Origin of the sequence: Haemophilus parainfluenzae ATCC 33392 (genome assembly GCF_031191205.1) — a bacterium.
Taxonomy (GTDB): domain Bacteria; phylum Pseudomonadota; class Gammaproteobacteria; order Enterobacterales; family Pasteurellaceae; genus Haemophilus_D; species Haemophilus_D parainfluenzae.
Genome location: NZ_CP133470.1, coordinates 1,776,387 through 1,791,198 on the forward strand (window position 1 = coordinate 1,776,387; position 14,812 = coordinate 1,791,198).

Genomic DNA, 14,812 nt, shown 5'->3' on the forward strand with positions numbered 1-14,812 from the left:
TACCGCACTTTTAGAACATTCTTGGACCACGAGGCATAGAGCCAACTTGTTCACCATTCGCAACTTGCGACACGATGACTTTTTCACCTTCGTTTAAACCCGATTTGATTTCAGTTTTGAAATCATTTTGAACACCGATTTCAACTTCACGCGGCTCAGGTTGATTTTTATCATTCAATACATTGACAAAGCTTTTGCCATCACGTTTTTGGATAGCCATATTGGAAACTAATAACACATCTTTCGCGTTGGCAATTTTGATGTTGTTTTCTGTCGTCATTCCGATGCGTAAAGTACGATCAGGGTTATCAATCAAAACATTGGCGTAATAGTAGATCGCACTGGTCGTTGAGCTGCTACTTGAACTTGTCGAAGATGATGTTGAAGAACTATCACTTGTTGTGGTATTGGCTGGATCAACCGAATCAATGACAGAGTGATACACGGTTTGGCTATCCGATAAAATAGTAAAACTCACTTCTTGACCTGCTTTCACTTTGGTGATGTCGCCTTCTGAAATTTCAGGCTTAATTTTCATTTTGCTTAAATCAGCAATAGTTACAATCGTTGGAGCCGTTTGGTTGGCATTAACGGTTTGACCTTCAGAAACGGGCACGGAAATAACAGTACCGTCCATTGGTGCGGTGATTTTGGTGTAACCCACATTGGTTTCTGCGGTATTCACTTCAATTTCAGCTTGTTTGATATTAGCTTCAATGGCTTCCATTTCAGCTTTCGCATTATCAAGGGTGCTTTTTGCGGTATTTACACTATCTAAAGACGTCGCTTTTTGCAAATAAAGTTTTGATAAGCGGTTATAACTTGAAAGGGCAATATCATAAGCGGTTTTCTTCGCTTTTAATTGAGCTTGGTAGCTAACTAATGCGGCCTTTTTGGTATTTAAGGTATTAATTTGAGTTGTGGAATCAATATCCGCGATCATTTCACCTTTTTTGATCTCTTGCCCTAATTTGGCATAGAGTTTGGTAATTTTACCCGAAGCTTGGGCACCAACATCAACTTCATTCACGCTTTCAACTGAACCAGAGGCGATCACTGTTTTTTCCACATTACCACGGGTAACGGATTCCGTCAGATAGGTGGTTTCTTGTTTGTTATTGCTTGAGAAAAAATAATAAGCTGCGCCAGCAGCAACGGCTAATCCGATTAAAATAAAAAAGCGTTTTTTCATAAAGACTTTGTTATCCTAAATAAAAATGAACGTTTGTTCAGTAAAGTGGTATTCTAAAGGTAAACTTTTCAGTTTGCACGAAAAATCTTCAAGTTAGACCTAAAAATTCTAAAAAATTCAGTCATTAATTTAATGAAAGTGCGGTTAGTTTTGTGATCAAATTCACAACGCCAGACTTTTCGTATAGAATGGGGAAATTATTTTCAATTTATTGAGAAATTTATGAGCAATACAGAACACACTCTAGAAAATGCGGAAAATACCCGCACACACAATTTCATTACTCAAATTATTGATGAAGATTTAGCTTCGGGTAAACACAAAAGTGTTCATACTCGTTTCCCACCTGAGCCAAATGGCTATTTGCATATTGGCCACGCAAAATCGATTTGCTTAAACTTTGGCTTAGCAAAAGAGTATAACGGTTTATGTAACCTACGTTTTGATGATACCAATCCGGTGAAAGAAGACGTGGAATATGTGGATTCCATTAAAGCCGATGTGAAATGGTTAGGTTTTAAATGGGAAGGTGAACCGCGTTATGCATCTGATTACTTCGATGCACTTTATGGCTATGCGATTGAGTTAATCGAAAAAGGTTTAGCCTATGTTGATGAACTTTCACCAGACCAAATGCGTGAATATCGTGGTACATTAACTGAGCCAGGTAAAAACAGCCCATATCGTGATCGTAGTGTCGAAGAAAACTTAGCGTTATTTGAAAGAATGAAAAACGGTGAGTTTGCCGAAGGGACATTAAGTCTTCGTGCGAAAATCGACATGGCTTCACCATTTATGGTCATGCGTGACCCTGTGCTTTATCGTATTAAATTTGCGAGCCATCACCAAACTGGTGATAAATGGTGCATTTACCCAATGTACGATTTCACTCACTGTATCTCTGATGCGATTGAGCGTATTACACACTCTCTATGTACATTAGAATTCCAAGACAACCGTCGTTTATATGACTGGGTGTTGGAAAATATCAGTATTGAACGTCCATTACCGCATCAATATGAATTCTCTCGTTTAAATTTAGAAGGTACGTTAACGTCTAAACGGAAATTATTGAAATTAGTGAACGACGGTATTGTAGATGGTTGGAATGACCCGCGTATGCCAACCATTTCAGGTTTACGTCGTCGCGGTTATACACCGGCTTCGTTACGTGAATTTTGCCGTCGTATCGGTGTGACTAAACAAGATAACGTCGTAGAGTATTCTGCACTTGAAGCATGCATTCGAGAAGATTTAAATGAAAACGCGCCACGTGCAATGGCGGTGATTGATCCTGTTCGCGTAGTGATTGAAAACTTTGAAGGCGAAGAAACCTTAACGGCGCCAAATCACCCGAATCGTCCTGAATTAGGTGAGCGTCAATTACCGTTTACGAAAGAGCTTTATATTGATCGTGCAGACTTTCGTGAAGAAGCAAACAAACAATATAAACGTTTAGTATTAGGTAAAGAAGTGCGTTTGCGTAACGCCTACGTGATTAAAGCTGAACGTGTCGAAAAAGATGCAAATGGTGAAATCACCACCATCTTCTGTACTTACGATCCAGAAACCTTAGGTAAAAATCCATCCGATGGTCGTAAAGTGAAAGGGGTTATTCACTGGGTATCTGCAGTGCATAATTATCCGGCAGAGTTTCGTTTATACGAGCGTCTTTTCACTGTACCAAATCCAGGTGCAGCAGAAGACATCGAAAGCGTGTTAAATCCAACCTCTTTAGTGGTGAAACACGGTTTTGTAGAACAAAGCCTTGCAAATGCAGAACCAGAAAAAGGTTACCAATTTGAACGCGAAGGTTATTTCTGTGCGGATAACAAAGACAGCCGCCCAGAGCACTTAGTGTTTAACTTAACCGTGAGCTTAAAAGAAGGCTTCTAATTCTAAACAACAAAGTGCGGTCAAAAATCACGTAAATTTTGACCGCACTTTTTTATTGGTTTCACTATGCAATTTGAATCTCATTTTTGGCAAACAAAATCGCTCCTTGAAATGACGGAATCCGAATGGGAAGCCCTATGTGATGGCTGCGGGAAATGCTGTTATCGGAAATATATTCAAGGGCGGGGCAAGCGTGAAAAACTCTATTACACGCGCATTGCTTGCAATCTATTAGATGTGGAAACAGGGAAGTGTCGTAATTATCCTGAACGTTTTAAAATCGAAAGTGATTGTACGAAATTAACCAAAAAGAATTTGCCTGATTTTGGTTGGCTGCCGAATACCTGTGCCTATCGTTTATTGTATGAAGGTAAACCTTTGCCCGAATGGCATCCCTTAATCAGCGGTGATCCTAATTCAGTGAAAAATGCAGGTATTTTAATTCCAGATGGCGTGCACGAAGAAGATGTCATTGATTGGTTTGAATTTGTCATTGAAACTGAATAATTTAAATTTCGTTGTTTTTTTATTCTCTTTAAACTTTGTTTTTTGATTTAGGTCACAATTTGCGAGATTGGCAATTGTATTTCAATTGTGCTTACTTATAATACTTATTAAGTATTATATAGATGTATCATTCGTTGTATGCAAATGTCCTTATCACTTAAACAATCTGCTAAAAAACTTGGCATTTCGTTTTCCCATTATGATATTGGTGGGCATTTGATTGATGCATCGCCAACCAGTATTGATTATTTTATCGAGCAGTTGCAATTTCCGCCGAATATTGGACAAAATCAGCCGTTCCAACATGTCATATGTGCCTTTGAAAATGAACCCATTCATGGTGATTTAATCGCGTTTTCTTCTCCTCCTGATGCTTCTTTGCGTTATCAATTGCTCGACGAGCAAAACCAAATTCAGTTTGAAAAAACCATTCCATATTCAACCGCACTTTCATTCATTGCCTGCTTTGTCTTTTATCTATCATCGTTTAATGCTTTTTGTCGCTCAACAAACGAGAAAATACAATCGGTTGTAAATAATCAAGCTTACAAAGCATAAAGGAGTATGTCATGACGAAATTAGTCGCTCAATCAGTAATTAATTCATTTTTTGATGGCAAACATGCCGATCCTTTTGCTGTATTAGGCATGCATGAAACTCACAATGGTATTGAGATTCGTGCTTTATTACCCGATGCAGATAAAGTCGATGTGATTGACAAAGAAAGTCAATCCATCGTTGTCGAACTAGAAAAACTGGATGACCGCGGGTTTTTTGCTGCTATTGTGCCAGAGATTCACCATTTCTTTACCTACCAATTAAAAGTGTATTGGGGCGTAGAAGCCCAAATTATTGAAGATCCATACCGCTTCCATCCGATGATTAATGACTTGGATCAATGGTTATTAGTGGAAGGTTCGTTATTGCGTCCTTATGAAGTATTAGGTGCGCATTTTACTGAATGTGACAGTGTCCCGGGCGTAAATTTCCGGGTATGGGCGCCAAATGCTAAGCGCGTTTCGTTGGTCGGTGATTTTAATTATTGGGACGGTCGTCGTCATCCAATGCGTTTCCATCCGGCAAGTGGGGTATGGGAATTATTCTTACCAAAAGCCAGTCTGGGGCAACGCTATAAATTTGAATTGATTGATTGCAACGGCAACCTTCGTTTAAAAGCTGACCCTTATGCATTCAGATCGGAATTGCGCCCAGATACTGCATCAGAAATCAGTATGTTGCCGGATGTAGTCGAAATGACGGAGCAACGTCGTAAAGCGAACCAACGCAACCAACCCATTTCGATTTATGAAGTACATTTGGGATCATGGCGTCGTAATTTAGAGAATAATTTCTGGCTTGATTATGATCAAATTGCCGATGAGCTCATTCCTTATGTTAAACATATGGGCTTTACGCATATTGAGTTTTTGCCACTCTCCGAATTCCCATTCGATGGATCTTGGGGGTATCAACCGATTGGTTTGTATTCTCCAACGAGTCGTTTTGGTACACCAGAAGGCTTTAAACGCTTAGTCGAAAAAGCCCACAAAGCAGGCATTAATGTGATTTTAGACTGGGTGCCAGGGCATTTCCCTAGTGATACACACGGTTTAGTGGCATTTGATGGTACAGCCTTATATGAACATGCTGACCCACGTGAAGGCTATCATCAAGACTGGAATACCTTAATTTATAACTATGGTCGTAATGAAGTGAGAAACTTCTTATCCAGTAATGCACTGTATTGGCTTGAGCGATTTGGTGTAGATGGTATCCGTGTAGATGCGGTCGCATCAATGATTTATCGCGATTATAGCCGAGCTGAAGGCGAATGGATTCCGAATCAATATGGCGGTCGTGAAAACTTAGAAGCCATTGAATTCTTAAAACACACCAATTGGAAAATCCATTCTGAGATGTCTGGCGCGATTTCCATTGCCGAAGAATCTACTTCTTTTGGTGGTGTAACTCATCCGACAGAAAATGGTGGACTTGGGTTTAATTTCAAATGGAACATGGGCTGGATGAACGATACCCTAAGTTATATGAAACTCGATCCCGTTTATCGTCGTTATCATCACGACAAAATGACCTTCGGGATGATTTATCAATACAGCGAAAACTTTGTATTACCACTTTCTCACGATGAGGTGGTACACGGCAAATGTTCGTTACTCGGCAAAATGCCGGGCGATACATGGCAAAAATTCGCTAATTTACGTGCCTATTACGGTTATATGTGGGGCTATCCAGGCAAGAAATTATTATTCATGGGCAATGAATTTGCTCAAGGTCGCGAATGGAATTATGAAGAAAGTTTGGATTGGTTCTTACTTGACGAAAACCATGGTGGCCTATGGCATAAAGGTGTATTGCAATTAGTCAAAGATTTGAACGGAATTTATCAAAAAAATGCACCGCTCTTTGAATTAGACAGTGAACCGGAAGGCTTTGATTGGTTAGTGGTGGATGATGCGGAAAATTCGGTCTTTGCTTTTGAACGTAAAAGCAGTAATGGCGAACGCATTATTGTAATCAGTAACTTCACACCTGTGCCACGCGAAGGCTATCGCATTGGGGTCAATGCCGCGGGTGAATACGAAGAAATTTTGAATACTGACTCAATGTATTATCAAGGTTCAAACGTGGGTAATTTTGGCTTGGTAGAAAGCGAAGCGATCGCAAGTCACGGACGTGAAAATTCGATTAGCGTGACCATTCCGCCACTCGCAACTATCTATTTGAAGTATAAAGCATAACAATAGTGAAGGGCACAATGTTTAATATTTATAACAATGGTAAACCTTCCCCAATGGGATATTCGCAAACGCTGGAAAACGGCCTAAAAATTTCGAATTTTGCGCTGTTTTCTAGTGCGGCGGATGCTATTGAACTTTGCTTGTTCCGTGATGGCAAAGAAAGCCGTTTTGCCATGAGTAGAACCGATAATATTTGGCATATAGCAATCGAAGGCGTTAAGTTAAATGATGAGTATGCGTTCAGAATCACAGGCAAAAATGACCGCACTTTAGCTAATCCGCAAAAGTTAATACTTGATCCTTATGCCAAAGCAGTAAGCCATAAACCGGATTTGAGCTCACCAGAATCTCGTTCAATTTTCGTGTTAAATGATGGACGAGACAATGCCGCCGTTGCACCTAAAGGCCGCATTATTGACGAGCATTTTGATTGGTCAGGGGATTGTAAACCGTCTATTCCTTGGGCTCAAACCATTGTATATGAATTAAATGTTAAAGGATTTAGCCAATTAAATTCCCGTATTCCAGAAAATATCCGTGGTACTTATGCGGCATTGGCTCACCCCAAAAACATTTCGTACTTTAAATCATTGGGTATTACCAGCCTTGAATTGCTCCCAGTGAATTTCTTCATTGATGAACCACATTTGCAAGAAAAAGGATTACGCAATTATTGGGGCTATAACCCATTAGCTATGTTTGCTTTAGAACCAAGTTATGCGGCAGATCAAAAACAACCATTGAACGAATTTAAGAGCATGGTGAAAGCCCTGCATCAAGCGGGCATTGAAGTGGTTTTAGATGTCGTATTTAACCATACGGCTGAATCCGAAAAATCATTTCCGACATTTTGCCAGCGTGGTATTGATGACAAAACCTATTACTGGCAAAACGAGCATGGTGATTACCTCAACTGGACGGGGTGCGGCAATATGCTCAATCTTGCTAATGACGTCACTCGCAAATGGGTATTAGATTGTTTACGTTACTGGGTAACAGAATGTCATGTAGATGGTTTCCGTTTTGATTTAGCCACGGTACTTGGTCGTGAAACGCCTGATTTCAATCCAAATGCAAAATTGTTTGCGGAAATGGAACAGGATGACGTTCTACAACAAATTAAATTAATTGCAGAGCCTTGGGATATAGGGCATTACGGTTACCAAGTTGGTTATTTCCCAGCCTATTTTTCTCAATGGAATGATCGTTTCCGCGATGATATGTGTCGTTTTTGGTTATGGCAAAGTGGTGAAGTGGGTGCTTTTGCAGAACGTTTTGCTGGCTCGAGCGATATTTTTAAACGAGAAGGACGATTACCACATGGTAGCTTGAATTTTATTACTGCCCATGATGGTTTTACGTTACGAGATTTAGTGAGCTATAACCATAAACACAATGACGCTAACGGTGAAGAGAACCGTGACGGACGCAATGAAAATTATAGCTACAATCATGGCATAGAAGGTTCTCAACTGGATTTATCTGATGAATGGCAAAGTGCGGTCGAAAATAACCGTGTTTTATCAGAAAAAGGCTTGTTAGGCTCTTTATTACTGGCAAATGGTGTCCCCATGCTGCTTGCTGGGGATGAGTTCGGCAACAGCCAATATGGCAATAACAACGCCTATTGCCAAGATAACGAAATTACGTGGTTAAAGTGGAATGATTTTAACCAAACCTTATTTGACTTTACCAAGCAAACCATTGCATTACGAAAAAAAATTCAAAGTTTGCAACAGGAGGCTTGGTGGTCGGATGAAAATGTCGAGTGGTTGAATACTGGGGGAAACCCGATGACACTAGACGATTGGCATAATCGGGAAAGCAAAGCCCTACAAGTTATGTTGGACGGCAAATATCTTTTCTTAATTAATGCAAAAACTGAACCGCAATCTTTTTATTTGCCAAATGGTAAATGGAAAAAGATTGCCGAAACTGAAAATAGCGTGATTCAACAATGTGATGTGAGCGGTATAGCATTTGAAGTGTTGGAACATATGGATGATGAAAACGATGGAGTTTGTTATGAAAAGTGATCTTAATAAATATGAATTAGTTAAAGATACTTTAGTGCTTATTTTGGCTGGTGGTCGTGGTTCTCGCTTACATGAATTAACCGATAAACGTGCTAAACCTGCGTTATATTTTGGTGGTAATCGTCGCATTATTGATTTTGCGCTTTCCAACTGTATTAACTCAGGCCTGAATCGTATCGGTGTTGTAACCCAGTATGCCGCTCACTCTTTATTACGCCATTTACAAACAGGTTGGTCATTCTTACCGCAAGAGCGTGGTGAATTCGTTGATATGTTACCTGCCCGTCAACAAATTGATGATTCTACGTGGTACCGTGGTACAGCGGATGCGGTGTATCAAAATATGGCGATTATCCGTAATCACTATCGTCCAAAATACATTTTGATTCTTGCGGGTGACCATATTTATAAACAAGATTACAGTGTCATGTTGATGGATCACGTGAGAAGTGGAGCAAAATGTACAGTAGGCTGTATTGAGGTACCACGTTCTGAAGCCAGTGAATTTGGTGTCATGGCGGTAAACGAAAACCTTAAAGTGAAAGCCTTCGTTGAAAAACCGAAAGATCCACCTGCCATGGTGGGTAAACCAGATACGTCGCTAGCCTCTATGGGGATCTACGTGTTTGATGCTGAGTATCTCTATAAAATGCTTGATAGAGAAGTGAATACCCCTTGCACATCTCATGACTTTGGTAAAGATGTCTTGCCAAAATGCTTGGAAGAAGGCGTGCTTTATGCGCATCCATTCAGCCGTTCTTGTATGGGCCGAAACACTGAAGGTGAAATTTACTGGCGTGATGTGGGTACGCTCGATAGTTTCTGGCAAGCGAATATCGATTTAGTTTCAGAGCATCCACAATTAGATATTTATGATCAAAGCTGGCCAATTCGTGGTAATCCAGTGCAGGCTTATCCATCTAAATTCTTCTATAAAAAAGCGAATGTTAAACCGGTAGATAACTCGCTTATCGGTGGTGGCTGTGTGATTACCGATGCATCTATTAGTAATTCAGTATTGTTTGATAGAGTCAAAATTGATGAAGACTCTTCTGTGGATCACTGTGTCGTGTTACCGCAAGTACAAATTGGTAAAAATTGTACATTGAAAGATTGTATTATTGATCGCCATTGTATTATTCCAGATGGTATGGAAATCGGTGTGGACAAAGCCCTAGACAGTAAACGTTTCCGTGTAAGTTCTACCGGTAAAGTTGTACTTGTAACCTCAACAATGTTGAAAAAATTGCAAGGTGAAGAAGTCACTAACGAAGAACATTTGGACTAAAGTGCGGTCAATTTTGACAGTGTTTTAAGTGAACTAAAAAGATTGTGCTGTTATCAATGACAGCACAATTTTAAGTATAAAAGGAAAATTATGAGAGTTTTACATGTTTGCTCGGAGCTATATCCCTTACTCAAAACTGGCGGGCTTGCCGATGTTTTAGGGGCGTTACCTTTTGCACAAAAAGAAATTGGTATTGATACGCGTATTTTATTGCCGGCTTATCCAAAAATTTCTGCAGGCATTGAGAACGCGCATGTTGTCACAGAATTTGATAATTTTGCTGGTCATGTTGTATTGCGTTATGGTGAATACAATGGTGTAGGGATTTATCTGATTGATGCGCCACATCTCTATTGGAGAGAAGGAAATCCTTATCATGATAGCGATTACAACGATTATGCCGATAACTATAAACGTTTTGCTTTATTAGGCTGGGTGGGAGCAGAGCTTTCGACAGGCTTAGACAGTTGGTGGCGAGCAGAAGTGGTTCATGCTCATGATTGGCATGCGGGCTTAGCCGCCGCTTATCTCTTTAATAAAGGTCGTCCTGCAAAATCAGTATTTACGATTCATAACTTGGCATATCAAGGACAATTTGCCCACCGTCATTTACATGAAATTGGATTGCCAGAAGGGATGTTCCATGTTGATGGTTTAGAGTTATTTGGCCAAATTTCATATTTGAAAGCAGGTCTCTATTATTCTGATATGGTCACAGCAGTGAGTCCAACTTATGCGAAAGAAATTACCACACCAGACTTTGCTTATGGCTTACAAGGCTTGCTAACGGGTTTACGTGAAGCAGGCAAGTTGGTGGGGATTTTAAATGGTGTTGATCAAGAAATTTGGCATCCAAGTTGTGATGCTTATATTCAGCATCACTACAAATTGAAATCCATCGCGGGTAAGAAGAAAAATAAAGCGGATTTACAAGCTTATTTTAATTTGCCACAACAACCTGATGCACTTTTATTTGTGATGGTGACTCGCTTAACCGAACAAAAAGGCGTGGATTTACTGATTGCCACAGCGGATGAAATTGTTAAACAAGGTGGTCAATTAACTATTCTCGGTTCTGGTGCAAAACATTTGGAAGAGGGAATTTGCCAATTAGCACAACGTTACCCAGAAAATATTGCAGTAAAAATTGGTTATGATGAAGCACTTTCACATTTGATGGTTGCCGGTGGTGATGTCATTTTGGTACCAAGCCGCTTTGAACCTTGTGGATTAACTCAATTATATGGGTTGCAATATGGCACATTGCCGCTTGTTCGTGCAACGGGAGGATTAGCAGATACCGTGACCAACAGTACAAGTGAAACCATTAAAGAGCGTACTGCAACAGGTTTTGTATTCCAAAAAGCCGAAGCAGATGATTTACGAAGTGCTATCCAGCATGCCTTTGCCTTGTGGCAAAAACAACGTGTTTGGGCGATGGTGCGTAATAATGCCATGGCACAGGACTTTAGTTGGAAAAATGCGGCCGCTCAATATGAGCAGCTCTATTTAAGCATTTTAAACTCATAATTTAATGGATTGACTCCCTCTTCGAAATAATCGCCTTTGAAGGGGGAATTTTTGTTGTTTTTTTCGTAAAAAAGCTTAAAATTTGCGCGATTTTTTTATTGAGGTTTTATTTTCTATGATCATGAACAATTTTGATTCGCCATTTCTCTACAATCGACCAAGTCTTGATGTTGAAGGCGTGAAAAAAGCAATTGTTTATAAATTAATTTTCTTAATTGGTCGTTCACCAAAAGAGGCGAGTCAACGCGACTGGCTAAATGCGACCCTTCATGCGGTACGTGATTTAGTGACTGAAGGCTGGATTACCACCGCTCGTCAATCTCGTGCAGAAGAAACCCGTCGTGTTTATTACCTTTCTATGGAATTCTTAATCGGCCGTACACTTTCTAATGCAATGATCGCAGAAGGTGTTTATGATGTGGCAGAAAAAGCCTTGGCTGAATTAAATGTTAATTTGGAAGAGATTATTGAAAAAGAAGTGGATCCAGGTTTAGGTAACGGGGGGTTAGGTCGCCTTGCTGCTTGCTTTATGGACTCACTGGCAACATTAGCTATTCCAGCGATGGGTTACGGTATTCGTTATGAATACGGTATGTTCCGTCAAAAAATTGAAAATGGTCAACAAGTTGAACGTCCAGATGATTGGTTGGAAAAAGGTGCGCCTTGGGAATTTATGCGTCCATCAAAACGTTTCAGTATTGATTTTGGTGGTCATATCTATTTTGAAGATAAAAAATGTATCTGGAATCCGGCTGAAAAAGTGACCGCACTTGCATACGACCAAATGATCCCTGGCTATAAAAATGATTCGGCATCGACCTTACGTTTATGGTCTGCTCATGGTGGAGAGTTATTTGATTTAGAAGAATTTAACCGTGGTGACCACCTAGCAGCTGTGGCAACGCGTTCCGCTAACCAAAATCTATCCCGCGTACTTTATCCGGATGATTCTACTTGGAATGGTCGTGAGTTACGTTTACGTCAAGAGTACTTCTTAGTATCGGCTTCTTTACAAGATATTCTCCGTCGCCATTTAAGAACTCACGGTACATTGGATAATCTTGCAGATAAAGTGGCAATTCACTTGAATGATACCCACCCGGCATTAGCCATTCCTGAGTTGATGCGTATTTTAATCGATTTACACGGTTACTCATGGCAAAATGCTTGGGATGTGACTCGTCGTATTTTCTCTTATACTTGCCATACTTTAATGTCAGAAGCATTAGAAACCTGGCCGGTAGAAATGATGGCGAAGATCTTACCGCGTCACTTACAAATGATTTTTGAAATTAATGATCATTTCCTTGAATATGTGAAAACTTATGTCACGACTGATATGGACTTTATCCGTCGCGTTTCACTTATCGAAGAAGGATATCAACGTAAAGTGCGCATGGGATGGTTGTCTGTTGTCGGTTCACATAAAGTAAACGGTGTTGCGGCGATTCACTCAGATCTTATGGTGACATCAACCTTTGCTGATTTTGCTCGTATCTATCCAGAACGTTTCACTAACGTGACAAACGGTGTGACACCACGTCGTTGGCTTGCCGTAGCAAACCCGAAATTAGCGGCTTTATTTGATCAATATATTGGTTCTGAATGGCGTTGCGATTTAAGCCAAATTGAAAAACTTAAAGCGTTTGCAGATAAAGGTGAATTTAAGCGTGCTGTTGTAGATATTAAATACGATAACAAAGTGAAATTAGCACAATATGTGAAGAAAACACTTGATATCGATTTAGATCCACATGCTTTATTTGACGTACAAGTAAAACGTATTCACGAATACAAACGTCAAATGCTTAATGTGTTACACATTATTGCACGTTATAACGAAATGCTTGCTCATCCAGAAAAAGATTGGCAGCCACGTGTGTTCATTCTAGCGGGTAAAGCAGCTTCAGCTTACTATGCAGCAAAACAAACCATTCGTTTAATTAACGATGTCGCGAATGTTATCAATAATGATGAACGCTTAAAAGGTCGTTTAAAAGTTGTCTTTATCCCGAACTACAGCGTAAGTCTTGCACAATTAATCATTCCAGCGGCAGATATTTCTGAGCAAATCTCTCTTGCAGGAACAGAAGCATCAGGTACCAGTAACATGAAGTTTGCCTTAAATGGTGCGTTAACATTGGGTACGCTTGATGGTGCGAACGTTGAGATTTTAGATAATGTTGGTGAAGATCACATCTTTATCTTTGGTAATACGGTTGAACAAGTGGAAGCATTACGTCGCGAAGGTTATCGTCCGTTTGATTATTATCAAAATGACGAGCAATTACGTGAAGTTATTGACCAAATCATTCGTGGTGATTTCTCGCCGGAAGAACCGAACCGTTATCACTCTCTAATTCAAGGTTTACAGTACCACGATTATTACCAATCTTTTGCTGATTTCCGCAGTTATGTGGAAGCGCAAAAAGCGGTAGATAAAAAATATCAAGATCGTGATGTATGGATAGCTAGTACCATTCAAAATATGGTGAACATGGGCTTCTTCTCATCAGACCGTACAATTCTTGAATATGCGAAAAATATCTGGAAAATTGAACCGTTAAAACTCGAGAAGTAAATTCTTTTCCACTCATAGAAAACCCTGTCGGATTATTTCCACAGGGTTTCTTTTTATGCTAAAATCCACCGTCAAATTTATTGTTCATTCAGATTAGGAAAAAGTATGAAAGTTTTAGAAGGTGCGGTAGCTGCGCCAAATGCTAAAATCGCAGTGGTGATTGCTCGTTTTAACAGTTTTATTAATGAAAGTTTATTAGAAGGTGCGGTAGATGCATTAAAACGTATCGGCCAAGTGAAAGATGAGAATATCACTATCGTTCGTGCACCAGGTGCGTATGAACTTCCATTAGTAGCACGTCGTTTAGCTGAAAGCAAAAAATTTGATGCAATCGTCGCATTAGGTACTGTGATCCGTGGTGGTACAGCTCACTTTGAATATGTAGCGGGTGAAGCAAGTAGCGGTTTAGGTCAAGTAGCAATGCAAGCTGAAATTCCAGTGGCATTTGGTGTTTTAACGACTGAAAACATTGAACAAGCTATCGAGCGCGCTGGCACCAAAGCAGGTAACAAAGGTGCAGAAGCAGCATTAACGGCACTTGAAATGGTGAACCTTTTACAACAAATTGATGCGGCATAATTCCAATGACAGATAAAAAAGAACCTGTAAAAAAAGTATCGCCACGTCGTAGAGCGAGAGAATGTGCGGTTCAAGCATTATATTCTTGGGCGCTCTCTGGTAATGCGCCAGAACAAGTGGAACTCACGTTCGTTGTGGATCAAGATTTAAAAGGTGTGGATAAACCTTATTTTAGCCGCCTTTTCCGTCAAACCGTTGCGAATGTAGAAGCCGTTGATTTTTCAATGAGCCATTATTTAGATCGCGCGTTGGATGAATTAGATCCGATTGAAAGAGCGATTTTACGCTTAGCGGTTTATGAACTTCAATTTGAGCCAGATGTGCCCTATAAAGTGGCGATTAACGAGGCAATTGAAGTGGCGAAAGTGTTTGGTGCAGATGAAAGTCATAAATACATTAACGGTGTATTGGATAAAGTCGCTCCTGCATTAGGTCGCAAATAAT

11 protein-coding genes are annotated in these 14,812 nt (G+C 40.0%); 10 read left to right on the forward strand and 1 reads right to left on the reverse strand.

What is annotated here, in order from left to right:
• Window positions 1-10: 10 nt before the first annotated feature.
• Window positions 11-1,192, reverse strand: a complete 1,182-nt coding sequence (locus RDV53_RS08630; protein WP_005695987.1) for an efflux RND transporter periplasmic adaptor subunit — start codon at window positions 1,190-1,192, stop codon at window positions 11-13.
• Between the two features lie 222 nt (window positions 1,193-1,414).
• On the opposite strand from RDV53_RS08630, the gene glnS reads away from it, so the two are divergent.
• From glnS to nusB, 10 genes are all read left to right on the forward strand, one after another.
• On the forward strand, window positions 1,415-3,088 hold the full coding sequence (gene glnS / locus RDV53_RS08635; protein WP_005695988.1) for a glutamine--tRNA ligase: 1,674 nt from the start codon (window positions 1,415-1,417) through the stop codon (window positions 3,086-3,088).
• Between the two features lie 66 nt (window positions 3,089-3,154).
• Window positions 3,155-3,595: a YcgN family cysteine cluster protein gene (locus RDV53_RS08640; RefSeq protein WP_005695989.1), complete on the forward strand. Its 441-nt coding sequence runs from the start codon at window positions 3,155-3,157 to the stop codon at window positions 3,593-3,595.
• Window positions 3,596-3,739: 144 nt separating this feature from the next.
• On the forward strand, window positions 3,740-4,153 hold the full coding sequence (locus tag RDV53_RS08645; protein ID WP_232620860.1) for a 4-alpha-glucanotransferase: 414 nt from the start codon (window positions 3,740-3,742) through the stop codon (window positions 4,151-4,153).
• Between the two features lie 11 nt (window positions 4,154-4,164).
• Window positions 4,165-6,354, forward strand: a complete 2,190-nt coding sequence (gene glgB / locus RDV53_RS08650; RefSeq protein ID WP_005695991.1) for a 1,4-alpha-glucan branching protein GlgB — start codon at window positions 4,165-4,167, stop codon at window positions 6,352-6,354.
• A gap of 17 nt (window positions 6,355-6,371) precedes the next feature.
• Window positions 6,372-8,390: a glycogen debranching protein GlgX gene (glgX, locus tag RDV53_RS08655; protein ID WP_005695993.1), complete on the forward strand. Its 2,019-nt coding sequence runs from the start codon at window positions 6,372-6,374 to the stop codon at window positions 8,388-8,390.
• Window positions 8,380-9,678: a glucose-1-phosphate adenylyltransferase gene (gene glgC / locus RDV53_RS08660; protein ID WP_005699011.1), complete on the forward strand. Its 1,299-nt coding sequence runs from the start codon at window positions 8,380-8,382 to the stop codon at window positions 9,676-9,678. The genes glgX and glgC overlap by 11 nt, the downstream gene beginning before the upstream one ends.
• 90 nt (window positions 9,679-9,768) lie before the next feature.
• Window positions 9,769-11,208 carry a glycogen synthase GlgA gene (glgA, locus tag RDV53_RS08665; protein WP_005695995.1) on the forward strand — a complete coding sequence of 480 codons (1,440 nt, stop codon included), beginning with the start codon at window positions 9,769-9,771 and terminating at the stop codon, window positions 11,206-11,208.
• Between the two features lie 115 nt (window positions 11,209-11,323).
• Window positions 11,324-13,789, forward strand: coding sequence for a glycogen/starch/alpha-glucan phosphorylase (locus tag RDV53_RS08670; RefSeq protein ID WP_005695996.1), 2,466 nt, complete (start codon window positions 11,324-11,326; stop codon window positions 13,787-13,789).
• 105 nt (window positions 13,790-13,894) lie between these two features.
• Window positions 13,895-14,368: a 6,7-dimethyl-8-ribityllumazine synthase gene (ribH, locus tag RDV53_RS08675; protein ID WP_005695997.1), complete on the forward strand. Its 474-nt coding sequence runs from the start codon at window positions 13,895-13,897 to the stop codon at window positions 14,366-14,368.
• Between the two features lie 5 nt (window positions 14,369-14,373).
• Window positions 14,374-14,811, forward strand: a complete 438-nt coding sequence (gene nusB / locus RDV53_RS08680; RefSeq protein ID WP_005695998.1) for a transcription antitermination factor NusB — start codon at window positions 14,374-14,376, stop codon at window positions 14,809-14,811.
• Window position 14,812: the final 1 nt, after the last annotated feature.

What these genes read in the sequence shown, in the direction of transcription:
- RDV53_RS08630 (WP_005695987.1), bottom strand. Translation starts at nt 1,192, where the DNA reads ATGAAAAAACGCTTTTTTATTTTAATCGGATTAGCCGTTGCTGCTGGC.
- glnS (WP_005695988.1), top strand. Translation starts at nt 1,415, where the DNA reads ATGAGCAATACAGAACACACTCTAGAAAATGCGGAAAATACCCGCACA.
- RDV53_RS08640 (WP_005695989.1), top strand. Translation starts at nt 3,155, where the DNA reads ATGCAATTTGAATCTCATTTTTGGCAAACAAAATCGCTCCTTGAAATG.
- RDV53_RS08645 (WP_232620860.1), top strand. Translation starts at nt 3,740, where the DNA reads ATGTCCTTATCACTTAAACAATCTGCTAAAAAACTTGGCATTTCGTTT.
- glgB (WP_005695991.1), top strand. Translation starts at nt 4,165, where the DNA reads ATGACGAAATTAGTCGCTCAATCAGTAATTAATTCATTTTTTGATGGC.
- glgX (WP_005695993.1), top strand. Translation starts at nt 6,372, where the DNA reads ATGTTTAATATTTATAACAATGGTAAACCTTCCCCAATGGGATATTCG.
- glgC (WP_005699011.1), top strand. Translation starts at nt 8,380, where the DNA reads ATGAAAAGTGATCTTAATAAATATGAATTAGTTAAAGATACTTTAGTG.
- glgA (WP_005695995.1), top strand. Translation starts at nt 9,769, where the DNA reads ATGAGAGTTTTACATGTTTGCTCGGAGCTATATCCCTTACTCAAAACT.
- RDV53_RS08670 (WP_005695996.1), top strand. Translation starts at nt 11,324, where the DNA reads ATGATCATGAACAATTTTGATTCGCCATTTCTCTACAATCGACCAAGT.
- ribH (WP_005695997.1), top strand. Translation starts at nt 13,895, where the DNA reads ATGAAAGTTTTAGAAGGTGCGGTAGCTGCGCCAAATGCTAAAATCGCA.
- nusB (WP_005695998.1), top strand. Translation starts at nt 14,374, where the DNA reads ATGACAGATAAAAAAGAACCTGTAAAAAAAGTATCGCCACGTCGTAGA.